Raw genomic sequence first — 24,705 nt, forward strand, 5'->3', positions numbered from 1 at the left:
GGACGGACGGGTGATACCCATCTCGCAGTCTGGGCACACCGCATCAGAACCCCAGAATCTGCGACACAGGAGGATAGATCAGGAACAGCAGGAACCCGAGGCACAGCAGCAGCTGCGCGATCAGCATGGACTGAGAGCGTTGAGCGGCCTGCCCCTCGGCGTCGGCGAGCTCGCGCTGGCGCATGGAGACGGCGCGCGCGGCCAGGGACTCGCGGACCTTCGCGCCGTCCTCGGCGACCAGCGCCAGGGCGGCGGCGAGGTCGCGCAGCTCCTCCACCGCCATCTCCTCGCCGAGGTCGCCGAGCGCCGACCACGGGGTCACGCCCTGGAGGCGCGCGGTCTGCAGCGTCTCGCGGATCCGCACCATCCCCCAGCCGTTGCTCAGGCTGACCGCCGACTGGAGCGCCTCGGGAACGCCCCGGCCACCGGCGAGGTTCATCGAGACGAGGTCGAGGAACGAGCTGACCACGTGCCGGAAGTCGCGCCGGCGCTCCTTGGCGTTGCCCTGCAGCTGCAACGTGGGCAGCACCAGGCCGACGACTCCGCCGACCAGGGCCATCCACAGCGGCGTGGAGATGCTCGCCCCGAAGAAGTAGATCGCGGGCGCGACCATCACCGTCGGCGCGAACAGCCCGGCGACCGCGGCGAGGACGCTCATCCCGAGGTGACCCTCGACGGTGGTGCCCATCACGGCCAGGTCGGCGCGCAGGCCGGCAGGCAGGTTCCAGCCGCGGGCCTCGAAGACCGAGCGGATCTGCGCGCCGAGCTTGCGCACCCGCATCGACTCGCGCTCCTTGGACTCCTCCTCGGCGTGCAGCACGGCCGTACGCCGGGTCCGGGCCCGGGCCGCGTCGAGGCGGGCGAGCTCGGAGGCGCCGCTCGCACGCCCGGTGTCGAACTGCAGGACGAGCAGCAGCGCGCCGAGACCGACGACCGCGCCGACCACCATCACCGCGGTCATCGCTTGGCCGCCCTGGAGGCGTTGCCGGTGCTGGTCGCGGAGAACAGGAACCGCTCGGGGACCGCGAACGCCGAGAGCCGGCGCATCCAGAGGAACCCGGCCGCGAACAGGAGGAGGATCAGCAGCAGCACCATCTGCCCGACCGCGCCGGAGTAGGGCTCCACGTAGCTCTTGTTGAACAGGGCCAGGCCGAGCACGAAGAACACCGTGATACCCATGACGATCTGCACGCTGCGACGCGTGCTGGCCCGGCCGGCGTTGACCCGGCGGCGCATCTCGAGCTCGTCGCGCGCCGAGCCGGCCAGCGAGGTCAGCACCTCACGCAGGCCGGGGCCGCGGAGCTGGGAGTTGAGCATCAGGGCCGCCACGATCAGGTCGGCGCTGGAGTCGTCGAGATCGTCGGCGAAGTGCTGGAGCGCGGTCGGCAGCGGCGTACGCATCCGGAGCCGGTCGGAGAGGTCCACCAGCTGGGGGCGGATCGAGGGGGCGGCCGCGGTGGCGGTGGCCGGGATCGCCTGCTCGAGGCCGACGGCCCCGGCGATCGTGTCGCGCAGGGACTCGGTCCAGGCGGCCAGGCCCTCGAGCCGGGCCATCGCCACCCGCTCGGAGCGGGCGCCACCGAAGAGCAGCGGGGCGAAGAACACCAGCAGCCCGCTGGCGGCGCCGAGCACCACCCACCTGGTCAGCAGCAGGACCACGACGCCGGCGAGGATCGCGAGCGGCAGCCGGGCGCCGAGCTTCTTCAGCTGCGGGACCAGCGTGGAGGGCTGCACCGGGCGATTGGGGTCGTCCTCGACCTGCTGGAGCGAGTGGATGAGCAGCGCGATGCCGGCTCCGACGACGGCGCCGAGCAGGACGATGAGCAGCTGGCTGCCGGTCATCCACCGGCTCCGGCGTGGTGGTAGGGCTGGTAGCCGACGGCCAGCAGCTCCTCGATGCACTGGATCGGCGCCGCCGGCACGGCCACGCCGTTCTCGCCCTCGGCGAAGACCTCGCTGGAGAGCACCCGTCCGTCGACACCGTTGACCTCGCGCACCGAGGTGATCAGCCGGCGCAGGCCGCCGCCGGCGGCGTACTCGTTGCGGCGCTCGACGAAGACCACGAAGTCGATCGCACCGGCGATCAGCATCATCGTCGCCTCGGCGGGCAGCCGCTCCACGGACTGGATCGCGTAGGTGCAGATCCGGTTGAACACCTCGAGCGAGGAGTTCGCGTGGATCGTCGACAGCGAGCCGTCGTTGCCCTGGCTCATCGCGTTGAGCATGGTGACGATCTCGTCGCCGAGCACCTCACCGACGATGACCCGGCTGGGGTTCATCCGCAGCGAGCGACGCACCAGCTCGCTCATCAGGATCTGGCCCTTGCCCTCGGAGTTGGGCAGCCGCTCCTCGAACGCGACCACGTTGGGGTGCAGGTCCTCGAACTCGCCGAGCCCGAGCTCCAGCGCGCGCTCGACGGTGACCAGCCGCTCCACCGGGTCGATCTCGTTGGCCAGGGCGCGCAGCAGCGTCGTCTTGCCGGCATTCGTGGCGCCCGCGATCATGATGTTCTTGCGCGCCTTGACCGCGGCCGAGAGGAACCCGGCCAGGTCCGGCGACATCGAGCCGTTCTCCACCAGCATGTCCAGGCTCGCCCGGCCGATCCGGGAGCGCCGGATCGACAGCGAGGGCCGCTGGCAGACCCCCATCACCGCCGAGAGCCGGCTGCCGTCGGGCAGCCGCAGGTCGAGCTGCGGGTTGGCGGTGTCGAAGGGGCGGGAGGTGATCGAGGAGTAGGCGCCGAGCACCTGCACCAGCTCGATCAGCTCCTCGTCGCTCTCCGCGACCGGCGGGAAGCGCCGCTCCTCGCCGTTGGCGTAGCCGACGAAGACGTTGTCGCAGCCGTTGATGTCGATGTTCTCGACCTCGGGGTCGTCCAGCAACGGCTGGAGCCGGCCGACGCCGTACAGCGCGGCGTGGATCCCCTCGGCGAGCTCGTGCTCCTCGGTGACCGTGGGCGGGGTCCGCCCTGCCGCGATCTCCTTGGCGGCGTGGCCCTCGAGCACGCGGGCGATCACGGCACGTGCGAACTGCCGCTCGTCCTCCGAGCTCATCGTGGGCAGGCCGTTGGCGGCGTCCTCGCGACGCTGGACCGAGAGCGCCTCGGCCACCTCGGTGCGCAGGTCGCGCAGCAGCTGCTGGTCCATCGATCCCCCTACGAAGCGTTCTGACGGACGCGGCCGGTCAGGTTGGTCATCTCGTCGATACGTGTGGTCAGGTCGACCAGCGAGCGCACCAGCACCGAGCGGCGGATGTTGCGGCCGGACTCGGTGCGGAGCACGGTGGCGGCCTTGGAGTCCTCGGCGATCACGCCGAGCCCGCGCACGGGCAGGCCCGCGGAGGCCATCAGCCGCTCGGCGTCGGCCAGGCCGCGGGAGTCGGACGCCGAGGTCACCATCGCGATCCCGGTCGGGGTGGCGTCGATGGCACCGAGGTGCAGCGACTCCTGCAGTCCGCGCAGCCGCTCCCGCAGGTGGGCGACGTCCTCGAGCTCGCCACGGCTGACCAGCACCACGGCGTCGGCGTTGTCGATGATCGCCATCGTCGGGGATCCCGGGGTGAGCCGGCCGCAGTCGGCGAGCACGTCGTACTGCCGGGAGCGGCGCAGGGTCAGCGCGATGTGCTGCCACGCCGGCCCGAGCCCGAGCACCTGGCCCGGGGTGTTCACGCCGACGAGGGTGCGCATCCCGCCGGCGGTGGTCTGCAGGTGGTCCTCGAGGTCGGCCTTCTGCCCGGCCCGCACCGCGGCGCCGAGGGAGAGCAGCCCGACCGCCGGGTTGAGCGGGTCGCCGCTCTCGTTGCGGTAGCGCAGTCCGGTGTCACCACCGGCCGGGTCGAGGTCGGCCACCACCACGGGCCGGGGCCACAGGTGCGCGAGACCGGCGAGGGTGACACTCACCCCCGGTGATCCCTTGGCCGAGGCGAACGCGATCAGGGACATCAGTTCCTGCCTCCGGAGAGGTCGGCGATGTCGGCGTCGTCGATTCCGATCCCGCGGCCGGTCAGGGCGATGCCGAGCCGGTCGGTGCCGGCCGCGCCGACGACCTGGTCGGCCACGCTCTGCGGCACGATCACCGTGGCCACCGAGGCGCCCGACTCACCGCCGAAGCCGCTGGACTTGGCCCCCCTGACCTCGATCACGAGCCCCTTGGCCAGCGCCTGGGAGGGAGCCTGGGCGTCACCGATCCGGACGAGGCGTACGGCGTCGCCGCCGCGCAGGTCCGGCGGGAACTTCCCTGCCATGAGCGGTACGCCGACCTGGGCCTCGTCCACCTGGAGCGGCGGCTGCTTGCGCAGCAGCTCGGGCTGGAGGAGCTGGCCCTCGTAGATGGTCTGGCGGGCGAAGAGCTTGTCGACGACCTCGTCGGTCGCGTCGACCGAGATCGTCTTGAGGCTGTCGCTGGAGACGTTGGTCGAGGTGAGCATGTCCGAGGTGATCCGCTGGCCGGCCGTGACCTTGGTGTTCACCACGAGCACGGACTCACGCGAGTCCATCCGCACGGCGAGCAGACCGGCGAGGGCCGCGCCGCCGACGATCAGCAGGACGGCCAGCGCGGTGAGCGCGGGACGCTTGCGCCGGGGCGGAGAAGGGGCGGCGGGGGTGAAGGAGGCACCGGTGGAACCGGGACGGCGGAGCCCGCCCGAGGTCTTCTTGCCCGGTGCGGAACCGTTCCCGCGCCCTCGGGACTGGTCGGTGGTCTGGGACATGTGCTCTGTCTCCGGTCAGTCGGTATCGGAACGTCTGGGCACGGCAGCGCTCCGCCCCCCGGCGCTTGTCTTCCCTGAAGGCAAGCGGACGAAACCGACTCTAATCGCCATAGGGCCCTTCACCGACCAAGTTGCCCATGTTGGTCACGGTTGGCCTTAACCTCGGACATCGGACCACCCCCGCAGCAGAGAGCCACCACATGCGCTTGCTCGTGACGATCGAGGCGGCCGGGTCGGGCAACGACCCGGCCACGGCGCACGACGTCGTGCTCAGCTACAGCCCCGAGACCCGGGTGCGCGACCTCGCGGCGGCCCTGACGCGCACCCCGACGGCGGTGCCGGCCAACGTGATCGCGCTCCCGGGCGCTGCGAGCGTGCCCACGCTGACCGGTTCGCTCGACCTCTACCTCGGCGACGAGCTGCTCGACGGTGACCAGCGGGTCGACCAGAGCCCAATCCGGCACGGCGTGGTCCTCGGCCTGGGGCAGCCCTCCTCCCAACGGCTGCGGGAGCCGCAGGGCCTGGTCGAGATCCGGATCTCCTCGGGCCCCGGCGCCGGGCACGTGCACCGGCTCGGGATCGGCCGGGCCACGATCGGGCACGGTCGCCACTGCACCATCCGGATCCCCGAGCTCGCCCGGCAGCCGCAGCCCGAGGCCCTCGAGGAGGCTCTCGTGCTCGAGGTCGCCACCGACGGCACCATCACGCTCACCCCCGACGCGGCCGTCGTGGACCAGACGATGCCGGTCCCGTTGCGCCGCGAGCCGGTGACCGCTCCGATCGTGCTGGCGGCCAGCACCATCTCCGAGGCGCAGAAGAAACGCCGGTGGGGCATCGGCCGGCGCAGGACGGTGCAGGAGTTCCAGCTCGGCGAGCGGATCGACCCGGCGACCGCCGTACCCGTCGTGCACCTCGACCGCCGGCCGCTGACCGGCCCCACCCCATGGAGCACCGGGCAGGTGCTCGGCATCGGACCGGTGCTGCTCGACCGGGTCGAGGTGACCCAGCCCGACGCCTCGCTGAGCCCGAGCGTGGCCACGCCCGAGCTCGACTACAACCGCCCGCCGCGGCTGCACCCCGCCCCGGGCGTCAAGGAGTTCAGCGTCCCCAACGAGCCCCGGCGGCCCGACAAGGTGGCGTTCCCCTACCTGATGATGCTGGTCCCCGTCGGCATGGGCATCACGCTCTACCTGATCACCGGTTCCTACTACAGCCTGATGATGATCGCGGCCAGCCCGCTGATGCTGCTGGCGAACACCACCGGCTCCCGGCGCGAGTCCCGGAAGCGCTACGCCCGCGAGATGGCGGAGTACCAGGAGCGCCGGGTCCGCGTGGAGGAAGCGGCCCTGGAGTCGCTGGTCTCCGAGCGCGGCACCCGGCGGCGCAACTTCCCCGACCCGGCGACCGTGCTGCTGTTCGCGACCGGCCCGCGCGCCCGGCTCTGGGAGCGCCGCCGCTGGGACAGCGACTTCCTGCACCTGCGGCTCGGCACCACCGACCTCCCCTCCGAGGTGACCATCCAGGACCCGGCCCGGGCCAGCCACGAGGGCCCGCTGCTGTGGACCGCGCCGGACGTGCCGGTGACGGTGCCGATGACCGGCGTCGTCGGCATCGCCGGGCCCCCGGACCGCGCCCGCACGCTGGCGATGTGGGCCGTGGCGCAGGTCGCCGCGATGCACAGCCCCTCGGACGCGACGATCACCGTGCTCACCGGCGAGCAGGCCTCCCCGGACTGGGACTGGGTGAAGTGGCTTCCGCACGCCCGCAACAGCGAGGACCACCCCCGCCCGGTGCGGTTGGCCAACGACGAGGAGACCCAGGCGCTGGAGATCAGCCAGCTGCTGGCCGAGCTCGAGGCACGTCAGGGCCTCAAGGAGCCGGCCCGCGCCGGACTGCAGTGCCGGATCGTGGTGCTCGACGGCGCGCGCCGGATCCGGATGTCCCCCGGGGTGATCTCCCTGCTCAAGAAGGGCCCCTCGGTCGGCCTGTTCTTCCTGTGCCTGGAGCAGACGGTGCGCGAGCTCCCCGAGGAGTGCAGCACCGTGGCGGTCTGGGACGGCGACAAGCTCAACCTCGAGGTCAGCACCGAGCGCACCGTGGACGCGATCCGTCCCGACCTGGTCGACGGCCTCTGGCTGGACCGGATCGCGCGCGCGCTCGCGCCGATCCGGGACGTCTCCACCGAGGACCTGGCCAGCAACCTGCCCGGTGCGAGCCGGCTGCTCGACGTGCTGCGGATGGGCGAGCCCGACGGCGGCGCGGTGCTCGCGGGCTGGGCGCGCGGCGGGCGCACCACCAAGGCGGTGATCGGTGAGTCCACCGACGGGCCGTTCACGATCGACATCCGCGCCGACGGCCCGCACGGCCTGGTCGCGGGTACGACGGGCTCCGGAAAGTCCGAGCTCCTCCAGACGATCATCGCCTCGCTGGCGGTGGGCAACCGTCCCGACGAGTTCAACTTCGTGCTGGTCGACTACAAGGGCGGGGCTGCGTTCAAGGACTGCAACCGGCTGCCGCACACCGTCGGCATGGTCACCGACCTCGACGGCCACCTCACCAGCCGGGCGCTGGAGTCCCTGGGCGCGGAGCTGCGCCGCCGTGAGCACCAGCTGGCCCGGGCCGACGCCAAGGACATCGAGGACTACCTCGCCGGCCGCGGCCCCGACGACGAGCCGATGCCGCGGGTGCTGATCGTGATCGACGAGTTCGCGGCGCTGGTGGCCGAGCTGCCCGACTTCGTCACCGGCCTGGTCGACGTGGCGCGACGGGGCCGGTCGCTCGGCGTACACCTGATCCTGGCGACGCAGCGGCCCGCGGGCGTGGTGAGCGCGGAGATCAAGTCCAACACCAACCTGCGGATCGCGCTGCGGGTCACCGACGCCGGCGACTCCGACGACGTGATCGAGTCGCCCGCGGCGGCCCAGATCGCGAAGAGCTTCCCCGGCCGCGCCTACGCCCGGCTGGGGCACTCCTCGCTGATCCCGTTCCAGAGCTCCCGAGTGGGTGGCCGGCCGCTGGGCGCCGGCGGCGGGACGGTCCGCTACGAGGACCTCGACTGGGACAACCTGCCGGTGCTCGGCCGCGGCCCGGTCGAGGAGAGCTCGGAGGACGACGACGTCAGCGTGCCGACCGACCTGGCCGCGCTGGTCTCCGCGATCACCGACGCCAACGACGGCCTCGGGCTGCCGCCTCCGCGCAAGCCCTGGCTCGAGGCGCTGCCCGAGTCGCTCACGCTCGACGACGTGCTCGGGGAGTTCCCCGCCGCGACACCGTCGGCGGACAACCTGGTGCTGCCGTTCGGCCTGGTCGACGTACCGGCCGAGCAGCGCCGCGACGTGGCCACGTTCGACCTCGAGGGCGGCGGTCACCTCGGGATCGTCGCGGCCCCGCGCGCCGGCCGGTCGACCGCGCTGCGCGCCCTGGCCGGGGCGGTGGGCCGGTTCACCAGCCCCGCCGACGTCCACCTCTACGGCGTCGACTGCGGCAACAACGCCCTGCTCCCCCTGGTCGGCCTCCCCCACGTGGGCGCGGTGGTGACCCGGGACCAGACCGACCGGATGGACCGGCTGGTCTCCCGGCTGCGGCAGCTGATCTCCGAGCGGCAGCAGGCGCTGGCGGTGGCCGGCTTCGCCGACGTCACCGAGCAGCGCCGGCACGTGCACGGCCCCGACCGGATGTCCTACGTGGTGGTCCTGTTCGACCGCTGGGAGGGCTTCTACGCGGCGTACGACGGGCTCGACGGCGGGCGGCTCGTGCAGGCGTGGCAGCAGATCATGCAGGAGGGTGCCGCTGTCGGGATCCGGGTCGTGATGACCGGGGACCGCACGCTGCTGCTGGGCCGGATGTCGACCCTGTTCGACGACAAGCTGCTGATGCGGATGGTCGACTCCAGCGACTTCACCACGATCGGGATGCACTCGCGCCAGATCCCCAGCACCATCGCCGACGGGCGCGGCTTCCGCTCCGAGGGCATCCGGGAGACCCAGGTCGCGCTGCTCACCGACGACCCGCTCGGCACCGCCCAGGTGGCCGCGATCCAGGCCATCGGCCGGGAGGCGACCGAGCGCTACGCCGACGTACCTCGTGCGCAGCGGCCGTTCCGGCTCGACGTGCTCCCGGTGCGGATCGGGCTCGAGGAGGCGCTCGAGCTCGAGAGCCAGTCGCTGACCCCCTCGACACTGGTGCTCGCCGTCGGCGGCGACACCCTGGGCCTGCGCACCCTCGACGCCCTCGAGCACGGGCCGGCGCTGCTCGTGACCGGCGCCAGGCGCACCGGCCGGTCCACCACGCTGCGCACGATGGCGACCTTCGCGCTGCAGCAGGGCTGGAAGGTCGTGGTGTTCACCCCGCGGCTGAGCCCGCTGCGCGACCTGTGCGCGGACCACTCGGACGTGCACGGCCCCTTCGACACCAGCTCCGACGAGGGCGAGGTGACCAGCCTGCTGGAGAAGCTGCGCGACGACCCGGCGCCACTGCTCACCCTGGTCGACGACGTGGAGCTGTTCGGCGCCGACGGCTGGGTCCCTGCCCTGCTGGAGAAGCACCTCGACAAGCTCCGCGACACCGGCTCGGTGCTGGCCGCGGCCGGGACGCCCAGCGAGATGGGCGGGATCTACCGCGGTCCCGTGGTCGCGTTGAAGCGCACCGGCTCCGGGATGATGCTCTCCCCGCAGACCAGCAGCGACGCCGACATGTTCGGCGCCCGGATCGCGCGGTCCGCGCTGGGCCAGTCGATGCCGCCCGGCGGCGGCTTCCTGATGCGCACCGGCTCGGCCGAGCGCGTGCAGGTGATCTGGCCGGAGTGAGCCGCGAGAGAGCCGCGAGGGCTCAGCCCCCGCTGACCTCCTGGATGCGGGTGACGACCTCGGGCATCGCCGCGCCGACCTCCTTGCCGGCGTCGATCCCCTCGGCCGGCTCGAGGAGCCGCAGCACGACGATGCGCTCCGGGAGGATGGATACTCCCCTCGCGCCCGCGCTGTCGGGCAGCACGTAGGTGGTGTCGTCCACCTTCTCGAAGCCGGGGACCTTCCCGGAGGCCAGCATCTGCTGCGCCTCCTTGTAGTCGCGGGTCGTGGCGTTGAACGTCGCGAGCCGGAGCGCGTCCTCGCCGCCGCGCAGCAGCGTGCAGTTGCCGTCGTACGCCGCTGGCAGGTTGCCGTCGATCACGGCGAAGCCGGGCTCGGTCTTGTAGCTGCCCGGACCGACGAGGCTGCGGAGCAGCGACTCGGGGACGAGCCGGGTGATCGGCAGCTCTGCCGCTGCCAGCGCGCAGTCACCGGTGATCGTCAGGGACTTCTTCTCCTCGTCGTCACCGCCGCACCCGGCGACGCCGGTCACCAGCAGGCAGGCCGCGAGGCCGGTGGCGACCCGGCCGAACCGGGTCGGGTCGTCCTTGATCCTGGGCACGCGTTCACCCAACCATCCCGGCCAAACCGGGGGTTCCCCGGCTGCAGTGCGCGGACGGGGAAAGGCCTTGGAGCCCTATTCGCCGGGAGGCGGCGTGAGGGAGGCGACGCGGTCGGCGACCTCGGCGACGGCCGCCCCGGTCTCCTTGACCACGTCGATCCCCTCGGCGGGACGCAGGACCCGCAGGACCACGATCCGGTCGGGCAGGATCGCGACGCCGCGGGCTCCGTCGGAGCCGTCCGGGAGCACGTAGGTCGTCTCGTCCACCTTGACGAAGCCGTCGAGGTCGCCGGAGGCGATCGTCTCCTTCGCGTCGGTGTAGCGGGGGTCGGAGCTGTTGACCAGCCCCAGCCGGATGGCGTCCTGGCCACTGTCCGACTGCTGCAGCGCGCACTCCCCGTCGTAGGCCGCAGGCAGCTTGCCGTCCCGGACGATCAGCCCGCCGATCGCCTTGTAGTCGCCGTCGTCGACGAGCTTCTCGGTCACAGCCGTGGGCAGCACCTTCTCGACGGCGAGCTTGTTCTCCCCCAGGCCGCAGTTGCCGGACACCTTCATGCTTCCTCCGTCGTCGTCGCCCCCGCAGCCGGCCGTGACCGCGGCGAGCACGCCCGCCAGTGCCAGTCCGACCATCTGCCGTGCGCGCATCTCGTGCCTCATCCGATGTTGGGGAACTGCTGGTCGTACTTCTGGATCAGCTCGTCGGGGACCTTCATGCCAGGCGCCTTGCCGTACCAGCCGGGGCGACCCTCGCCACCCAGTCCCTCGGTCCAGTTCTGGAACGCCTCGGAGCCGTAGTTGAAGCCCTTCACGTTGCCGTCCTGGTCGAAGGTCAGCGCCTCGCGCGGCGGCCCGGCGACCGACCCCGGACCGAGCTGGCTGTTGCCCGCGGCGATCGTGTCGTCGTCGAAGAACCCGTTCTGCAGGAGCACGTTGAGCGTGTCGCGCTGCAGTGCCTCCTTGTTGCTGGTGTCCGCGCCGGCGTACAGCGAGTCGGCCGTGCTCGGCGACTCCCCGAGCCGGTCGAGCGCGGCGCCCTTGAGGGTGTCGAACCCCCACCCGGCGTACGTCGCTCGCAGGCCCTCGCCGGGGATCTTCAGCGCGGGGATGCTGCCGGCGAGGTCGAGCCAGCTCTTGAGCGCATCCGCCTTGGCCTGCTCGAGCTCCTCCTCGTTCTTCTTGCCCTCGTAGGCCTTCTGGAGGATCGCTGCCAGCACGGAGGGACCGGCGCCGGCGGCGTTGGTGAAGGCGGGCACGTCCTGACCGCTGAGGATGCGCCACTTCATCTCGGGGTCGTCCGCGAACTCCTGCGTGAGCTGGTAGGTCATCCGGACCCGGTTGAACGCCAGCGTGGACACGGAGATCTTGTCCATGTTCTCGGAGTCCTCGCCCAGGGTGTTCAGGACCTTGTCCATGTGCTGGGTCAGGAAGCTCATCCCGTAGGGGCCGCCGGGGATGTCGAGGGAGTTCTCGTCGCTGAACCACTCCGAGAGGTCGTCGTCGGTCGAGTTGGTGCTGTAGTGCCGGTAGAGGTCGGGCGTGTAGTCGGCGACGATGTCGGCGATCTCGTCGCGCATCCCCTCGTACATCTTCCAGCCGTCATCCTGGCCGATGCCGAAGATGCCGCCGTCGGAGCCGTCGTTGGTCTTCGACCCGATCAGGGCGATCGTCTGGGAGGCGATCATCGCCGAGATCCGCCCGCTCTCCTCGCGGTTGCGGAAGCTGGTCGAGGCCGCCCGCAGTGCCTGGCCCAGGCCGTCCCCCTCGTCGCTGTGCCGGGAGCCCGACCAGGTGCGGTCCTGGAGGAGGTACTGCATCCGGGCGTTGACCGAGACGTCCTTGCCGTCGATCTCCACGTTCCTGTTGCCGCCCTCGCTGAAGAACTTCTGGGACGCCTCCGCGTTGCGCCCCAGCGCCGCGAGGACCCCGGCGAGCGGGTCCCGTACGTCGATGTACTCGCCGTTCTTGTCGTAGGCGTACCAGGAGCTGTCGGGAACGCGCTGCGCCCAGGTCTGGTTGTTGTCGGCCATCGTCGTGGTCTCGTAGTCGTAGACCTCGGTGGAGACGGTGTCGAGGAACTTCGTGCCCCAGGCGCCGTCCTTGAGCAGGTTGCCCAGGATGGCGGCCTCGCCGTTGATGTTGTTCTCGTCGGTGATCGCGTCGACCCACTCCTGGGCGTAGCCGACGGGCAGGGCGAGGTCGGGCGACTCGTTGCGCGTGGCCGTGCTCAGCGCCGTGCTCAGCCCCTCCATGATCAGCATGTGGTCGGCCATCAGCGCCTGGAACTCCTCCTCGGAGCCGCTCATGCCGTTGCTGCGGGTGTTGCCCATCATGTAGCCGACGTCGCGCAGGTAGATCGCCAGCTGCCCGGGGTCGGTGCCCTTGGCCAGGGCCGCGGCGAAGTAGGGGTCGTTGGCGTACTGCGAGAGCCATCCCGCGAGCTCGGGGTCGGGGCCGTCCTCGCCGCCGTCCTTGATCCGGTTGGCCGCCTCGGTGCCGAGCTTCATCGCCTCGGTCGGGCTCAGGGTGGAGAGCTTGGACTCGTCGATGGACACCGGGGTGCCGGCCTTGAAGTTCGGCGTGGCCGCCGCGATCGCCTGGGCCAAGGAGAGCCGGCGCCGCAGCCCGGGGACCTGTCCCTCCACCCAGCTGGCCGCGGTCTCCAGGGGTCGCGGCGGGCTGGTGTCCAGGGAGACGCCGCCGAGGATCCCGGCGAGGTCGGTCTTCACCCCGCGCAGGTCGCTGGCAGCGGTGCCCATGGTCGTGACCAGGGACTTCATCGCGTCGAGGTCGATCGCCGCCATCGCCATCAGCGGGCTCCTGCCGGGAGGTCGTCGTCGGCGTTGGGGTCCACGATCTCGGCCGGGCAGGTGTCGTAGGCGTGCTGGATCTCGTCGACCGAGGCGGTGCCACCGCTGACCGCCGTGGTCTGCTGGCCGGTGAGCTCGGCGGAGAAGTCGCCCGAGGTGCCGCCGGTCCAGGCGTTGGCGGTCATCGCGGTCGCGGCGGACTCGAGGATGCCGGGGATGGTGCCGGACTTGGTCCGGGCCGCGGTCAGGGCGAGCCGGAGCTCCTCCTTGCGCGGGTTGTCCTTCATCTTCGGTGGCAAGACGTCTCCCCCATGTTTCCTGGCCAGCTCAGGCGCCCTCGTCGCCGCGATGTCGGAGCGAACCTGCCCGGTGAGCGGTGTCGCGAAACTATAGGCCTGACCGCGATGCCCGTTTTCCTGGTTTGGTGGAAGTCGGCGCTGGGCATGGCTACGGTGACGTGGTCACGGGCCCGCTCGGCGGGGACGGACCGAATCACACACACACCTCAGAGGGGGATGCACACATGGCAGAAGTTGGTGGAGATCTCGAGACCCTGCGCAACTTGCACAAGGGGCTCGATGACGGCGGACAGAAGGCAGTGGAGTTCAAGACCACCCTGGACGGGCACATCAACCAGGCCGTGTGGAAGGGCGCCAACGCCGACAAGTTCCGCTCGGCGTGGGAAGAGTTCAAGCCCCACTTCGACAAGCTCGGCGCGGCCCTGAACGAGGCCCGCGACGACGTGCGCACCCAGCACAACAACATCGCTGCTGCCACGGGCGAGTCCGCACACATCTGATCCACGTCTCGAAACCACAAAGCGAAGGGCCGGACGTTCTCGTCCGGCCCTTTCGTCATGCCCGGGTCGGCTCAGCCCGGTCGGCTCAGCCCGGGTCGGCGCAGTCCGCGCAGGTGCCGAACACGGTGAGGTGTCCGTAGTCCGGGGAGAACCCGTGCCGCCCGGCCAGCCCGCCGAGGGCCTCCTCGATCTCGTCGAGCCCGACGCTGATCACGTTGTCGCAGCTGCGGCACACGAAGTGGGCGTGCTCGTGGCCCCGGGCGGCGTGGTACGTCGGCGCCCGGTCGGTCAGGTGCGCGTGCCGGATCAGCCCGACCTCGTCGAGCAGCTCCAGGGTCCGGTAGACCGTGGAGAGGTTGATCGACTCCGAGTGGGTCCGCACCTCGGCGTACACCTCGTCAGGAGTGGCGTGCCCCAGCGTCTCCACCGCCGCGAGCACCAGCGCCCGCTGCGGCGTGAGCCGATACCCCTTCTCCCGAAGCAGCTCCTGCCACCCCTTGTCGGTCGAGCCGCCACCGGTGGTTGAGCCACCGTTGGTGGTCGAGCCACCCCCACCGGTGGTCGAGCTTGTCGAGACCATGGCTACTGGCGCTTGAGCTGCGCGTGTGTGTGCGGCTGGAGCTCCTGGCCCATCGCGGCCATGTCGAAGGCGTAGAGCAGGTCGCCGTTGACGTAGCCGTAGAGCCGCTTGCCGCCGACGTACTCCTTGGCGGTGGCGGTGCGTACGACGGCATCGGTGGCCATTTCGAACCGCGGCTGCTCGGGGTGGAGCTCCCCGTGCCAGGTCTCCACGAAGCCGGTGTTGTGCGCGAGCAGGAACTCCAGCGTCCCGTCCTCCTGGGGCCGGATGAACCCGGTCTCCTGGGCGGCCTCGCGGACGTGGTTACCCTGCTCGTCGACGATCCACGAGCGGCTCATGTAGTGGATGAACGGCCGGCCGTCCTGCTGGAAGAGCAGCTCCTGCCCGAACTGGAACGGCTCGATCGTGGGGTACTCCCCGTGCCCGTTCCCGGCCCAGGTCCCGAGCAGCCACGCCAGCCGGGCGCAGTTGGGATGGATGTTCTGGGGGATCTCGAACGGCATGGAGCAAAGTCTAGGTCCCCCGGGCATCAGCCCTTCAGCCCGCGAGACCCAGGAGCACTCGCGCCTGCGCCGAGGTCATCGGCTCACGCTGAGCCATCCGTCCCATCTCGACCGCGCGGGAGACGAGCTGTTCGTTGTGCTCGACCGGGACGCCGCGCGCGAGGGTGAGCACGTCCTCCATGCCGACGCGGAGGTGCCCGCCCTTGGAGAGCGACGCCAGTGCTACAGCGAGCGTGGAGCGACCGATCCCGGTCGCGGACCAGCTGGTGGTCTCCGGGGGCAGAGCAGCCACCGCCGCAACGAGTGCGTCGGTCGTGCCCGGCATGCCCCCAGGGACGCCCATGACGAGATCCACGTGCACCTTCCCGCCGTACGGCAGGCCGTGCAGGTCGAGCAACCGGCGCAGCGCAGCGACCTGCCCGAGGTCGAACACCTCGAACTCGGGTACGACGCGACGCTCCTGGCTCAGCCGGTAGAGCTCGCGCACGAACGGCCACGGGTTCAAGAAGACGTCGTCGCCGAAGTTCGTCGTGCCCATGGTCAGGCTGCAAGAGTCGGGCTGGGCGTCGAGCACCTTGAGCCGGTCCTCGAGCGGGTCGTGCACGGAGCCACCGGTGGACAGCTGCACGACGAGCGTGGTCTCCGAGCGCAGCGCCGCGACGGTCTCGCGCAGCCGGCCCTGGTCGAGGGTGGGGCGGTGCTCGGCGTCGCGGATGTGGACGTGGATCATCGCCGCCCCCGCCTCCTCGCACCGCACGGCGGTGGCGACCAGCTCCTCGAGCGTGGTCGGGAGCTGGGGGCAGTCGGCCTTGGTCGTCTCCGCGCCCGTCGGCGCCACGGTGATCAGCAGGTCTCCCATGCTGGAAATCTATCGGCCTACATATCCTCGGTCCCATGCGTGCTGTGCTCCAGCGAGCCACCTCCGCCTCCGTGACCGTGGCCGGCGAGGTCGTCGGCCGGATCGAAGAGCCGGGCCTCGTCGTACTCCTCGGGGTCACCCACGACGACGGCCCCGAACAGGTGGCCTGGATGGTCCGCAAGATCCGCGACCTGCGGATCATGCGCGAGGAGAAGTCGATCGCCGACCTGGGCGCCCCGGTGCTGATGATCAGCCAGTTCACGCTGTACGGCGACGCCCGCAAGGGTCGCCGGCCGACGTGGCTGGCGGCTGCCCCGGGGGAGGTCTCGGAACCGCTCTACGAGGCAGTGTGCGCCGGCCTGGAGGAGCTGGGCACCCCGGTCGCGCGAGGCGTCTTCGGTGCCGACATGCAGGTCGCGCTCGTCAACGACGGCCCGGTGACGTTGACCCTCGAGGCGCCCCGGCCCTAGAACGACTCTGGCCCCTGGCCGCGTGCGGCAAGGGGCCAGAGTTGTGGCTCAGGAGGTGCCTCAGACGGTGACGGCGACCTCGCGGATCGCGCCGACCTCGGCGTTGACCGTGGTGTCCACGGGCTCGGCCTTGGGGGCCAGGGTGCGCAGCGTCCACTCACCGGGGCCGGCGAAGAACCGGAAGTGCCCGGTCGCGGAGGTGGGGACCTCCGCGGTGAACTCACCGGTGCGGTCGAGCAGCCGGACGTAGGCGTTGCCCACGGGGTCGGTGCCGTTGGTGCCGGCACGCAGGACCTGGCCCTGGATGATGGCCTCCTTCTTGACGTTGATGCCGTCCAGGGAGAGGCCGCCCTCAGTCGCGCCGCACATCAGGCGTCACCGGGCTCGTCGCCGACGGCGACGGGGACGCCGACGAGGGAGCCGTACTCGGTCCAGGAGCCGTCGTAGTTCTTCACGCTGTCGTGGCCGAGGAGCTCCTTGAGCACGAACCAGGTCAGCGAGGAGCGCTCACCGATGCGGCACAGGGCGATGGTCTCCTTGGAGCCGTCGATCCCGACCTCGTCGTAGAGCTTCTTCAGGTCCTCGTCGGACTTGAAGGTGCCGTCGTCGTTGCAGTTCTTGCTCCACGGCACGTTCAGCGACGTGGGGATGTGGCCGGCGCGCTGGGCCTGCTCCTGCGGGAGGTGGGCCGGGGCGAGCAGGCGGCCGGCGTACTCGTCGGGGCTGCGGACGTCGATCAGGTTCTTCACGCCGATCGCGGCGACGGCCTCGTCGCGGAACGCGCGGATCGAGGAGTCCTGCTCCTGCGCGGTGTAGGTGGTCGCCTCGCGGGTGGTGGCCTCGTCGGTCAGCTCACGGCTGTCGAGCTCCCACTTCTTGCGGCCGCCGTCCATCAGCTTCACGTCCTGGTGGCCGTAGAGCTTGAAGTACCAGTAGGCGTAGGCGGCGAACCAGTTGTTGTTGCCGCCGTAGAGCACGACGGTGTGGTCGTTGCCGATGCCGCGCGAGGACAGGAGCTCCTCGAACTGCTGCTTGTTGACGAAGTCACGACGGACCGGGTCCTGCAGGTCGGTCGTCCAGTCCAGCTTCACGGCCCCACGGATGTGGCCCTTGTCGTAGGAGGTGGTGTCCTCGTCGACCTCGACCAGCACGATGCTGGGGTCGTCAAGGTGCTCCTCGACCCACTCGGCGGTGACCAGTGCGGTTTCGCGGCTCATGCGAATGCCTCTTCTTCCTTGGTGTTCTCGGCTGGGATGCCAGCCGAAGTTGATGCGGTGACGGTGTTGGGGATGGTGCGGCGGATCAGCAGGTACATCTCGCAGCCCAGGCAGAACCCGAAGACTGCGTTGAGCAGGGCCGCGGCCAAGGCGAAGCCGACGGCGACCGCTCCGACCAGGTCCGCTCCGGAGAGGTAGCCGGCCAGCCCGACCACGGTGAAGGCCAGGCCGACTGCCTGGGCGAACCGGGGCGGACGCGCGTCCTCGAGGTGGGTCGGGGCAGCGAGGCGCGGCCGGACCAGGGTCTTGAACAGGTACGCCGCCGGCGTGCGCTGCACCCCGAAGGCCACCGCGGTCGCGAACAGCGCCGCCTGGACGGCGAGCAGCACGATCGCGACGGTGCCCGGCGCGGCGAGCAGGGTGAGCGCGAGCACGACGCTGGTGAGGATCGCGTTGAACTGCGGGCCTCGAGGATCGATCTCGACGGGTCGCCCGGTTGGGCTCGATCGCGTTGTGGTCATGGTTCTCCTGGGACGTCCTGGGGCGCCGTCGACTGCCGACGGGCGGTGGACCGGCGTACGGCGTGCGTCCTCGGATCAGCGACCAAGGGTCGGCGTGAGGACAGCGAGCGGGATGCGGCCGGTCAGGACATTCGACACAGTGACGAGCGCATGCGGCAGTGGTCCACCGCGCGGCGCTTGGTCAACAGGGTCGAGAACATGGCCCAAGACTAGGAGGTGCCCGCCCTGGGCCGAAAAGCGTGTCTCACCATTCGGTCATCGCGTCCATATTTTGGACGGGCTACGCTCCGCGGGTGAAAACAGCGTTCATCACCGGAGTCACCGGTCAGGATGGGTCATACCTCGCCGAGCTTCTCCTCAGCAAGGGCTACGACGTCCACGGCCTCGTGCGGAGGTCCTCGACCCTCAACCGGTCCCGGATCGACCACCTGCACCAGGAAAAGCACCTCACCCTGCACTACGGCGACCTCACCGACGGCGTCAGTCTGGTCAACCTCGTACGAAGCATCAAGCCGGACGAGGTCTACAACCTGGGCGCGATGAGCCACGTGAAGGTGTCCTTCGAGATGCCCGACTACACGGCCTCCACGAACGCCATCGGCACCCTGCGGCTGCTGGAGGCGATCCGCGCCGCGGGCCTGGAGTGCCGCTTCTACCAAGCCTCCACCTCGGAAATGTTCGGCTCCACGCCGCCTCCGCAGGACGAGGACTCGAAGTTCCACCCTCGCTCGCCGTACGGATCCTCCAAGCTGCAGGCGCACTGGGTGACGATCAACTACCGCGAGGCCTACGACCTGTTCGCCGTCTCGGGAATCCTGTTCAACCACGAGTCTCCCCGGCGCGGGGAGAACTTCGTCACCCGCAAGATCACCAAGGCAGTGGCCGCCATCGATGCCGGAGTGGAGGAGTTCGTCACCCTGGGCAACCTCGACGCGGTCCGCGACTGGGGCTACGCGCCCGAGTACGTCGAAGGCATGTGGCGAATGCTGCAGCGTGACGAGCCCGAGGACTTCGTGCTGGCCACCGGCGAGGGACACACCGTGCGCGAGTTCTGCGAGGCGGCCTTCAGCCACGTCGGCCTGGACTGGGAGGAGCACGTCCGCTACGACGAGAGCTTCACGCGCCCCTCCGAAGTCCACGCGCTCATCGGCGACGCCTCCAAGGCCCACCGTGACCTGGGCTGGAAGGCCCAGACCACCGCTCTCGACCTCGCGCGGCTGATGGTCGATGCCGACGTTGCCGAGATCAAGCGCTTCCTCGGACGTTGACGTTCACCCGCTCGCTGCTGAATTCCACCGCCGTCGCCACGGCCTCCCCGGGACGCCCCGATCTCCGCCGAGACCGGCCACGTCGTCGAGTCCGCCAGGTCGAACCACTGATCGTCTAGACGACCCTGGGTGGTCGAGCAGCGAGCGAAGCGAGCGATCAGTCGAGACCCCGCCCCCGGGCTCACCCAGCCTGCTGCCCCAGCACGGAGAGCACCTGCTGCTTGGTGGGTGCTCCACTAGCCCGGGTCAGCTCGACCCCGTGCTCGTCGAGCACCAGTGTCGTCGGGGTTCGCAGGATCCCGAGGCGGCGTACGACGTCGAGGTGGTGCTCGGCGTCCACCTCGATGTGCGTGACACCCGGCGTCGCGCTCGCGACATCGGTGAGGATGCGCCGCGTCGCCCGGCAGGGAGCGCAGAACGCCGAGGAGAACTGCAGCAGCGTGGCCTGCTCGCCCAGCTCGTCGGCCCAGGGCGTGTCGGCGAGGACGGACTCCTCAGCAGGTACGGCATCGTCCTCGGTCGGCTCGGCGCCAGCCACCTGGCGCGGGCCGCGGAAGCGACCGTCGCTCAGGGCGCGGTAGCCGCCGAACGACAGCGCGCCGACCACGGCGACGACCAGGACCCAGGCTTCTGTAATCACGCGTGGTCAACCACGGCGGGGCGCAAAGGCTTCCCTGGTTTCGACAGGCTCAACCGACGGGGCGCCTCAGCCGCCGGCGAAGGGGGGAAGGAACTCGACCGTGGAGCCCGGGGAAACCATCACCGCGGCTGGGTCGTCGGTGGTGACCGGGCGGTCGCCGACCATCACCGAGCAGCAATTGAGAACGTCGGAGAACCGGCGGGAGTCGCCGTGGGCCCGCTTGACGCGACTGACCAGGTCGGCGAGGGACACCGGTCCGGTGACGTCGAGGGAGTCTGAGTCGGTCCCGGCGGCGGCTCGGGCCGAGGCCCAGTAGCGCATCGTGATCGGACTCTCATTGGTCTCTGGGGCCATGCTGGTCGACACGTGGATATCCTTGCGCCTCTGTGGTGGGTAGTTCATCAGCGTAGATGACCCACCGGCCGACGCAAGGACCTCACCCAGGAGGTGCCATGGGCACCGTGCTCCTGCTCACCAAGGCGCTACAGGCGTCCTCCGAGGTGCTGCCGGGCCTCGCCCTGCTGCCCCACCAGGTCAAGATCCTTCCGGCCGAGGGCAGCGCCCTGCTGGAGGCTCCCGACCACGACCTGTTGATGATCGACGCCCGTCGTGAGCTGGCTCAGTCCCGGGACCTGTGCCGCCTGATCCGCACCACCGGGTCCGACCAGCCGGTGCTGCTGATCGTCACCGAGGGCGGCCTCGCCGTCGTCGCGGCCGACTGGGGCATGGACGACGTGATCCTGGATTCCGCGGGCCCGGCCGAGATCGACGCCCGCATCCGGGTCGCCGCCGGCAAGCTCGCCGCCCGCAACGACAAGGGCGCCCCCGAGGCGCACATCATCCGTTCCGGCGAGGTCGTGGTCGACGAGGCGACGTACACCGCCAAGCTCGGCGGCCGGGTGCTCGACCTGACCTTCAAGGAGTTCGAGCTGCTGAAGTACCTCGCCCAGCACCCGGGCCGCGTGTTCACGCGCGACCAGCTGCTGCAGGAGGTCTGGGGCTACGACTACTTCGGGGGCACGCGCACCGTCGACGTCCACGTACGTCGCCTGCGCGCCAAGCTCGGCACCGAGCACGAGTCGCTGATCGGGACCGTGCGCAACGTCGGCTACCGGTTCGTGCTGCCGCCCCGGGACGCACCGAAGGACCGTGTCGACGCACCCTCGGGATCGCCGGTCCGCTGACCACGTCCCAACCGGGGACTAGCGTCCAGTGCATGATGGCTGGCGCCGAGCCGACGACTTTTACGGCTGAGGAGTCCGGCTCGCCGCACCCCCGTGGGGCGTCGAGGTGCTCTCCGTGCTGGGAGGGCGGGCTGTGGGCCTGGTCTCGACTGACCGCTCGCTTCGCTCGCTGCTCGACCGCCTACAGGGGTCTCGGCTGACCGCTCGCTTCGCTCGCTGCTCGACCGCCTACAGGGTCCGACCACCTGGCTGGGTCTCGGCTGATCGCTCCACGTCCCCACCGGGGGCTAGCCTCCAGTGCATGGTGGAGATTGCTCAGGTCAGCCCCGAGGACTTCGACTGGTCCAGCGAGGACGGTGTCGCGGCGGAGGTACGCCGCATCGCCCGCACGGCCACGGCCCACGACGGCTCCAGCACGCTGAACGAACAAGCGGTGCTGCAGCTGAAGAACCGCGGGCTGCGGGACGCGGAGCTGTGGGTCTCGACAAGCTCGACCGACGGGGGCGGGCACGCCAGCGGCTTCGCCTTCCGGCACGGGGACGTGCTCGACCTCGCGGTCCACCCGGACTCGCGGCGACAGGGCGTGGGCACGGCCCTGGCCGCGGCAGCGGCACCGGAGGGCAGGAAGGTGGATGCCTGGTCGCACGGCGACCACCCCGGGGCGGCCCGGCTCGCGGAGCTCTTCGGAGTCCCGCGCGAACGCGAGCTGCTGATCATGCGCAAGTCGCTGGCCGACTCACTGGGCGAGGTGACGGTGCCCGACGGCGTACGCGTGCGCACCTTCGAGCCGGGTGACGAGCGCGCGTTCCTCGAGGTCAACGCCGCGGCGTTCGCCCACCACCCCGAGCAGGGCAACATGACGATCGAGGACCTCCGCGAGCGGATGAGCGAGTCCTGGTTCGACCCGGCGGGCCTGTTCCTCGCCGTACCCGCCGACCCGGGAGCCGAGGACCCGCCGCTGCTCGGCTTCCACTGGACCAAGGAGCACCGCGAGGACGACCCGCCCTATGGCGAGGTCTACGTCGTCGCGGTCAACCCGAAGGCCGCCGGCCGCGGCCTCGGCACCGTCCTCACCGCCATCGGCCTCAAGCACCTGCAGGACCGCGGCCTCGACTCGGTGCTCCTGTATGTGGACGGCGACAACGCCCCCGCCATCGCCGTCTACACCGGCCAGGGCTTCGACGTCGAGCGCACCGAGGTGCAGTACCGCGGGACCTCCGCGGGGCTCCCCCGCTGACCTGACTGTTGCCGAATTCCGGATAGTCCGCGACGTTTCCGTTGTCGAAACGGTCAAATCGGAGCGGAAACGTCTCGGACTATCCCGACGGCCGAAAACGAACCCGGGTCCGACCACTGGGGCCTGTGGATAGCCGGAGCGGGGCGAGGGCATTCCCGGGCACCCTGCACGGGTGCATCCGTCAGGCCACTTCGCACCTCCACCGTTCCACCCGAACAGGCCAGGGCTGGTCGGTCCTGTTCGCGTCGACCCCAGCGGACTGCGCGGGCCGACGGAGGGCCAGGCGCGGGGACCGTACTGGCGTTGCACGAGCCGCGGCCTCTACGTGCCGGCCAGCGTGGACCCCTCCCTGGTGGAGCAACGGATCGTCGAGTGCGCGGCAGTGCTGCCGGAGGTCGGCGGGATCACCGGCTGGGCGTCGCTGTGCTGGCTCGGCGGGTCGTGGTTCAACGGCCTCGGGCCGGACGGGATCACTGTCCTGCCGGTGGACTTGGCGACCTGCTACCAGGACATCCGCAGCCAGGACGGCTTCGTCGTACACCAGGAACGGCTGGGCCCGAGCGAGCTGATCATGGTCGACGGGCTGCGTACGACGCTGGCGGTCCGTTCGCTGTTCTTCCTGATGCGCTACGCCCGCGACGTGCGTGAGGCGGTCGTGCTCGCCGACCTCGCGGCCGCTGCCGATCTGGTCTCCATCGCCGAGATCACGGCGTACGCACTCGCCCACCCGGGGTGGACCGGCGTCCCGCAGGCTCGCGACGCCATCCCGTTCGTGGACGAGAACAGCTGGTCGCGGTGGGAGAGCTGGACCCGGCTCCTCTGGGTCCGCGATGCCGGGCTGCCCCCGCCGCTGTGCAACCGGCCGATCTTCGACCTCCCCGGGAACCACGTCGCGACACCGGACCTGCTCGATCTCGAGTCCGGCACCTATGGGGAGTACGACGGCGCACTGCACCTTCCCGGCCGGCAGCGGGCTCGTGACGTCGCAAGGGCGAACAGGCTCAGCAACCTCGGCCTGGAGGGCTTCACGATCCTGGCCGGCGACATCCCGCACCCCGAGCGGGCCGTCCAGAAGATGCTCGACGCCCGGAGCCGCGCGAAGTGGGAGCCGGAGTCGGTGCGTCGATGGACCGTCGAGCCACCACCGTGGTGGACCCCGACCCACACCGTCGAGCTCCGGTGCCAGTTGGACACCGAACAGCGAGCCCGCTGGCTGCGTGGTCGCGCGTCCTGAGCCGGGATCGCCGGGCGGGCGGGTAGTCGGGATAGTCCGCGACGTTTCCGTTGTCGAAACGGTCAAATCGGAGCGGAAACGTCTCGGACTATCCCGACTGCCGAAAACGACCAGCCGTCAGGCCAGGGCCGCCCGGAGCCGGTCGGCGATCTCCGCGACGTAGGACTTGGCCTCGCGGCCGACGCCGACCAGGTGCAGGAAGCCGTGGAACATCGAGGGGTAGCGCTTGACCTCCACCTCGACGCCCTGCTTCTCCAGCAGCGCGGCGTAGGCCTCGCCCTCGTCGCGGAGGGGGTCGAAGCCGGCCGTGACGACGTACGCCGGGGCGATCTTCTCGGGGAAGTCGACGCGGCGCAGGGCCGAGGCGTCGGGGACCGACTTGTCGGCGCCCGGCTCGAAGTAGCCCTCCTCGGCGTTGTCCATGAACCGCTGGGTGAGGACGAACCCGCCGTCGCTGAACAGGTCCCGGCTCCTGGTGCGCTCCATCCAGTCCGTGCCGGGGTAGATCATCAGCTGGAACGCGAGCGGCAGTCCCCGCTCGGCGGCCCACATCGCCGTCGAGGTGGCCAGCGCACCACCGGCGGAGTCGCCACCGACCGCGAGCCGCAGCGGGTCGGCGTTGACCTCGTCGGCGTGCTCCACCAGCCAGCGGTACGCCGCTCGGCAGTCCTCGACCGCAGCGGGGAACTTGTGCTCCGGCGCGAGCCGGTAGTCGATGGCCAACAGCTGGACCCCGGAGCGCTCGGCCAGGAACCGGCACGAGGCGTCGTGGCTCTCCAGGTCGCCGTAGATCCAGCCGCCACCGTGGATGAACAGCAGTGTGGGGGCCGGGTCGGCGCCGAGCCGCTCGGTCGGGGTGTACAGCCGGGCCCGCAGCGGCCCCTCGGCGCCGTCGACCTCCAGGTCACGCAGCGCCCCGACGTGCTGGTGACCGCCCACCATCCGCTGCTGCCGCTCGAGCTCCGCGCGGGCCTGTGCGATCGGCAGGTTCTCGGCTGCTGGCACCCGCGCCAGCCGCTTCAGGCGCAGCATCAGCTGCACCTCGAGCGAGAGCGTGAGGCCGTCGACGACGACGGGCTTGCCCGCCATCGACCGTTGGACGCGGGTCGGCAGTCCGAGGGCCATCCTGAACGCTTGTTGCTGGACGCGGAACATCAGGTCGGTCATGGAGGTCAACCTAGCGAGGACCCCCTGTTGTTCACCCTGCGGTGTCAGACTTCGGTACATGTCCACAGAGAGCTCCCCGCAGGCCACCGGCTCCGACACCGCCGAG

25 protein-coding genes are annotated in these 24,705 nt (G+C 70.7%); 7 read left to right on the forward strand and 18 right to left on the reverse strand.

The annotated features are described in order from the left end of the window. Nucleotides 1-43 precede the first annotated feature (43 nt). From AC4BGC_RS15285 to AC4BGC_RS15305, 5 genes are read right to left on the reverse strand one after another with little or no spacing between them, the layout of a single operon-like run. Nucleotides 44-961, reverse strand: coding sequence for a type II secretion system F family protein (locus AC4BGC_RS15285; protein ID WP_490556503.1), 918 nt, complete (start codon nt 959-961; stop codon nt 44-46). Next, a complete protein-coding gene (locus tag AC4BGC_RS15290) occupies nt 958-1,842 on the reverse strand; it encodes a type II secretion system F family protein (RefSeq protein WP_490556504.1) in 885 nt (294 codons plus the stop codon). The genes AC4BGC_RS15285 and AC4BGC_RS15290 overlap by 4 nt, the downstream gene beginning before the upstream one ends. After that, nucleotides 1,839-3,146, reverse strand: a complete 1,308-nt coding sequence (locus AC4BGC_RS15295; protein WP_490547590.1) for a TadA family conjugal transfer-associated ATPase — start codon at nt 3,144-3,146, stop codon at nt 1,839-1,841. Before AC4BGC_RS15295 ends, AC4BGC_RS15290 begins: the two co-directional genes overlap by 4 nt. Before the next feature lie 8 nt (nt 3,147-3,154). Next, nucleotides 3,155-3,940 (reverse strand): CpaE/TadZ family protein, encoded by a 786-nt coding sequence (locus tag AC4BGC_RS15300; protein ID WP_490556505.1) that lies wholly within the window; start codon nt 3,938-3,940, stop codon nt 3,155-3,157. Beyond that, on the reverse strand, nt 3,940-4,707 hold the full coding sequence (locus AC4BGC_RS15305) for an SAF domain-containing protein (RefSeq protein ID WP_490556506.1): 768 nt from the start codon (nt 4,705-4,707) through the stop codon (nt 3,940-3,942). Before AC4BGC_RS15305 ends, AC4BGC_RS15300 begins: the two co-directional genes overlap by 1 nt. Before the next feature lie 200 nt (nt 4,708-4,907). On the opposite strand from AC4BGC_RS15305, the gene AC4BGC_RS15310 reads away from it, so the two are divergent. Continuing rightward, nucleotides 4,908-9,512, forward strand: coding sequence for an FtsK/SpoIIIE domain-containing protein (locus tag AC4BGC_RS15310; protein ID WP_490556507.1), 4,605 nt, complete (start codon nt 4,908-4,910; stop codon nt 9,510-9,512). Nucleotides 9,513-9,534: 22 nt separating this feature from the next. On the opposite strand, the gene AC4BGC_RS15315 is transcribed toward AC4BGC_RS15310, so the two are convergent. From AC4BGC_RS15315 to AC4BGC_RS15330, 4 genes are all read right to left on the reverse strand, one after another. Further along, on the reverse strand, nt 9,535-10,113 hold the full coding sequence (locus AC4BGC_RS15315; protein WP_490556508.1) for a hypothetical protein: 579 nt from the start codon (nt 10,111-10,113) through the stop codon (nt 9,535-9,537). Nucleotides 10,114-10,188: 75 nt separating this feature from the next. After that, nucleotides 10,189-10,758, reverse strand: a complete 570-nt coding sequence (locus AC4BGC_RS15320) for a hypothetical protein (RefSeq protein ID WP_490556509.1) — start codon at nt 10,756-10,758, stop codon at nt 10,189-10,191. A gap of 8 nt (nt 10,759-10,766) precedes the next feature. Next, entirely contained in the window at nt 10,767-12,920 is a 2,154-nt protein-coding gene (locus tag AC4BGC_RS15325) for a DUF6571 family protein (RefSeq protein WP_490556510.1), read from the reverse strand. Then, nucleotides 12,920-13,219: a hypothetical protein gene (locus AC4BGC_RS15330; RefSeq protein WP_490556511.1), complete on the reverse strand. Its 300-nt coding sequence runs from the start codon at nt 13,217-13,219 to the stop codon at nt 12,920-12,922. The genes AC4BGC_RS15325 and AC4BGC_RS15330 overlap by 1 nt, the downstream gene beginning before the upstream one ends. Nucleotides 13,220-13,443: 224 nt before the next feature. On the opposite strand from AC4BGC_RS15330, the gene AC4BGC_RS15335 reads away from it, so the two are divergent. Further along, nucleotides 13,444-13,719, forward strand: coding sequence for a WXG100 family type VII secretion target (locus AC4BGC_RS15335; RefSeq protein ID WP_490547582.1), 276 nt, complete (start codon nt 13,444-13,446; stop codon nt 13,717-13,719). Between the two features lie 85 nt (nt 13,720-13,804). Here the strand turns inward: AC4BGC_RS15335 and AC4BGC_RS15340 are convergent, their stop codons facing one another. Genes AC4BGC_RS15340 through AC4BGC_RS15350 form a run of 3 tightly spaced genes read right to left on the reverse strand, consistent with a single transcriptional unit; the run spans nt 13,805 to nt 15,661 of the window. Then, nucleotides 13,805-14,299 (reverse strand): Fur family transcriptional regulator, encoded by a 495-nt coding sequence (locus tag AC4BGC_RS15340; protein WP_490556512.1) that lies wholly within the window; start codon nt 14,297-14,299, stop codon nt 13,805-13,807. 2 nt (nt 14,300-14,301) lie between these two features. Next, nucleotides 14,302-14,802: a heme-binding beta-barrel domain-containing protein gene (locus AC4BGC_RS15345; protein ID WP_490547580.1), complete on the reverse strand. Its 501-nt coding sequence runs from the start codon at nt 14,800-14,802 to the stop codon at nt 14,302-14,304. 34 nt (nt 14,803-14,836) lie between these two features. Beyond that, complete coding sequence (locus AC4BGC_RS15350) at nt 14,837-15,661, reverse strand: beta-keto acid cleavage family enzyme (RefSeq protein ID WP_490556513.1); 825 nt, start codon at nt 15,659-15,661, stop codon at nt 14,837-14,839. A 35-nt stretch (nt 15,662-15,696) separates the two neighbouring features. On the opposite strand from AC4BGC_RS15350, the gene dtd reads away from it, so the two are divergent. Further along, nucleotides 15,697-16,131, forward strand: coding sequence for a D-aminoacyl-tRNA deacylase (gene dtd, locus AC4BGC_RS15355; protein WP_490556514.1), 435 nt, complete (start codon nt 15,697-15,699; stop codon nt 16,129-16,131). A gap of 60 nt (nt 16,132-16,191) precedes the next feature. On the opposite strand, the gene AC4BGC_RS15360 is transcribed toward dtd, so the two are convergent. Genes AC4BGC_RS15360 through AC4BGC_RS15370 form a run of 3 tightly spaced genes read right to left on the reverse strand, consistent with a single transcriptional unit; the run spans nt 16,192 to nt 17,869 of the window. Further along, nucleotides 16,192-16,500, reverse strand: coding sequence for a DUF1416 domain-containing protein (locus AC4BGC_RS15360; protein WP_490547560.1), 309 nt, complete (start codon nt 16,498-16,500; stop codon nt 16,192-16,194). Next, nucleotides 16,500-17,348 (reverse strand): sulfurtransferase, encoded by an 849-nt coding sequence (locus AC4BGC_RS15365; protein WP_490556515.1) that lies wholly within the window; start codon nt 17,346-17,348, stop codon nt 16,500-16,502. Before AC4BGC_RS15365 ends, AC4BGC_RS15360 begins: the two co-directional genes overlap by 1 nt. Beyond that, nucleotides 17,345-17,869, reverse strand: a complete 525-nt coding sequence (locus AC4BGC_RS15370) for a DUF4395 domain-containing protein (RefSeq protein WP_490556516.1) — start codon at nt 17,867-17,869, stop codon at nt 17,345-17,347. Before AC4BGC_RS15370 ends, AC4BGC_RS15365 begins: the two co-directional genes overlap by 4 nt. 293 nt (nt 17,870-18,162) lie before the next feature. On the opposite strand from AC4BGC_RS15370, the gene gmd reads away from it, so the two are divergent. After that, the gene (gene gmd / locus AC4BGC_RS15375) at nt 18,163-19,137 is read left to right on the forward strand and encodes a GDP-mannose 4,6-dehydratase (RefSeq protein WP_490556517.1); all 975 of its coding nucleotides are present in this window, start codon (nt 18,163-18,165) and stop codon (nt 19,135-19,137) included. A gap of 181 nt (nt 19,138-19,318) precedes the next feature. Here gmd and AC4BGC_RS15380 read toward each other — a convergent pair whose 3' ends face one another. Together AC4BGC_RS15380 and AC4BGC_RS15385 are read right to left on the reverse strand one after the other, a co-directional pair. After that, complete coding sequence (locus AC4BGC_RS15380) at nt 19,319-19,777, reverse strand: thioredoxin family protein (protein WP_490556518.1); 459 nt, start codon at nt 19,775-19,777, stop codon at nt 19,319-19,321. 66 nt (nt 19,778-19,843) lie between these two features. Continuing rightward, on the reverse strand, nt 19,844-20,143 hold the full coding sequence (locus AC4BGC_RS15385) for a MoaD/ThiS family protein (RefSeq protein ID WP_490556519.1): 300 nt from the start codon (nt 20,141-20,143) through the stop codon (nt 19,844-19,846). A gap of 86 nt (nt 20,144-20,229) precedes the next feature. On the opposite strand from AC4BGC_RS15385, the gene AC4BGC_RS15390 reads away from it, so the two are divergent. The 3 genes from AC4BGC_RS15390 (at nt 20,230) to AC4BGC_RS15400 (ending at nt 23,432) form a co-directional block, all read left to right on the forward strand. Further along, complete coding sequence (locus tag AC4BGC_RS15390) at nt 20,230-20,961, forward strand: winged helix-turn-helix transcriptional regulator (protein ID WP_490556520.1); 732 nt, start codon at nt 20,230-20,232, stop codon at nt 20,959-20,961. Between the two features lie 301 nt (nt 20,962-21,262). Next, on the forward strand, nt 21,263-22,198 hold the full coding sequence (gene mshD / locus AC4BGC_RS15395; RefSeq protein WP_490556521.1) for a mycothiol synthase: 936 nt from the start codon (nt 21,263-21,265) through the stop codon (nt 22,196-22,198). A 337-nt stretch (nt 22,199-22,535) separates the two neighbouring features. After that, nucleotides 22,536-23,432 (forward strand): hypothetical protein, encoded by an 897-nt coding sequence (locus tag AC4BGC_RS15400; RefSeq protein WP_490556522.1) that lies wholly within the window; start codon nt 22,536-22,538, stop codon nt 23,430-23,432. A 117-nt stretch (nt 23,433-23,549) separates the two neighbouring features. Here AC4BGC_RS15400 and AC4BGC_RS15405 read toward each other — a convergent pair whose 3' ends face one another. After that, the gene (locus AC4BGC_RS15405; protein ID WP_490556523.1) at nt 23,550-24,599 is read right to left on the reverse strand and encodes an alpha/beta hydrolase; all 1,050 of its coding nucleotides are present in this window, start codon (nt 24,597-24,599) and stop codon (nt 23,550-23,552) included. Nucleotides 24,600-24,705: the final 106 nt, after the last annotated feature.

This window comes from Nocardioides sp. Z38_18 (assembly GCF_058215695.1).

What these genes read in the sequence shown, in the direction of transcription:
- AC4BGC_RS15390 (WP_490556520.1), top strand. Translation starts at nt 20,230, where the DNA reads ATGGGCACCGTGCTCCTGCTCACCAAGGCGCTACAGGCGTCCTCCGAG.
- AC4BGC_RS15350 (WP_490556513.1), bottom strand. Translation starts at nt 15,661, where the DNA reads ATGGGAGACCTGCTGATCACCGTGGCGCCGACGGGCGCGGAGACGACC.
- AC4BGC_RS15295 (WP_490547590.1), bottom strand. Translation starts at nt 3,146, where the DNA reads ATGGACCAGCAGCTGCTGCGCGACCTGCGCACCGAGGTGGCCGAGGCG.
- AC4BGC_RS15360 (WP_490547560.1), bottom strand. Translation starts at nt 16,500, where the DNA reads ATGTGCGGCGCGACTGAGGGCGGCCTCTCCCTGGACGGCATCAACGTC.
- AC4BGC_RS15345 (WP_490547580.1), bottom strand. Translation starts at nt 14,802, where the DNA reads ATGCCGTTCGAGATCCCCCAGAACATCCATCCCAACTGCGCCCGGCTG.
- AC4BGC_RS15325 (WP_490556510.1), bottom strand. Translation starts at nt 12,920, where the DNA reads ATGGCGATGGCGGCGATCGACCTCGACGCGATGAAGTCCCTGGTCACG.
- AC4BGC_RS15405 (WP_490556523.1), bottom strand. Translation starts at nt 24,599, where the DNA reads ATGACCGACCTGATGTTCCGCGTCCAGCAACAAGCGTTCAGGATGGCC.
- mshD (WP_490556521.1), top strand. Translation starts at nt 21,263, where the DNA reads ATGGTGGAGATTGCTCAGGTCAGCCCCGAGGACTTCGACTGGTCCAGC.
- AC4BGC_RS15290 (WP_490556504.1), bottom strand. Translation starts at nt 1,842, where the DNA reads ATGACCGGCAGCCAGCTGCTCATCGTCCTGCTCGGCGCCGTCGTCGGA.
- AC4BGC_RS15370 (WP_490556516.1), bottom strand. Translation starts at nt 17,869, where the DNA reads ATGACCACAACGCGATCGAGCCCAACCGGGCGACCCGTCGAGATCGAT.
- AC4BGC_RS15305 (WP_490556506.1), bottom strand. Translation starts at nt 4,707, where the DNA reads ATGTCCCAGACCACCGACCAGTCCCGAGGGCGCGGGAACGGTTCCGCA.
- AC4BGC_RS15285 (WP_490556503.1), bottom strand. Translation starts at nt 961, where the DNA reads ATGACCGCGGTGATGGTGGTCGGCGCGGTCGTCGGTCTCGGCGCGCTG.
- dtd (WP_490556514.1), top strand. Translation starts at nt 15,697, where the DNA reads ATGCGTGCTGTGCTCCAGCGAGCCACCTCCGCCTCCGTGACCGTGGCC.
- AC4BGC_RS15335 (WP_490547582.1), top strand. Translation starts at nt 13,444, where the DNA reads ATGGCAGAAGTTGGTGGAGATCTCGAGACCCTGCGCAACTTGCACAAG.
- AC4BGC_RS15320 (WP_490556509.1), bottom strand. Translation starts at nt 10,758, where the DNA reads ATGCGCGCACGGCAGATGGTCGGACTGGCACTGGCGGGCGTGCTCGCC.
- AC4BGC_RS15300 (WP_490556505.1), bottom strand. Translation starts at nt 3,940, where the DNA reads ATGTCCCTGATCGCGTTCGCCTCGGCCAAGGGATCACCGGGGGTGAGT.
- AC4BGC_RS15310 (WP_490556507.1), top strand. Translation starts at nt 4,908, where the DNA reads ATGCGCTTGCTCGTGACGATCGAGGCGGCCGGGTCGGGCAACGACCCG.
- AC4BGC_RS15365 (WP_490556515.1), bottom strand. Translation starts at nt 17,348, where the DNA reads ATGAGCCGCGAAACCGCACTGGTCACCGCCGAGTGGGTCGAGGAGCAC.
- AC4BGC_RS15340 (WP_490556512.1), bottom strand. Translation starts at nt 14,299, where the DNA reads ATGGTCTCGACAAGCTCGACCACCGGTGGGGGTGGCTCGACCACCAAC.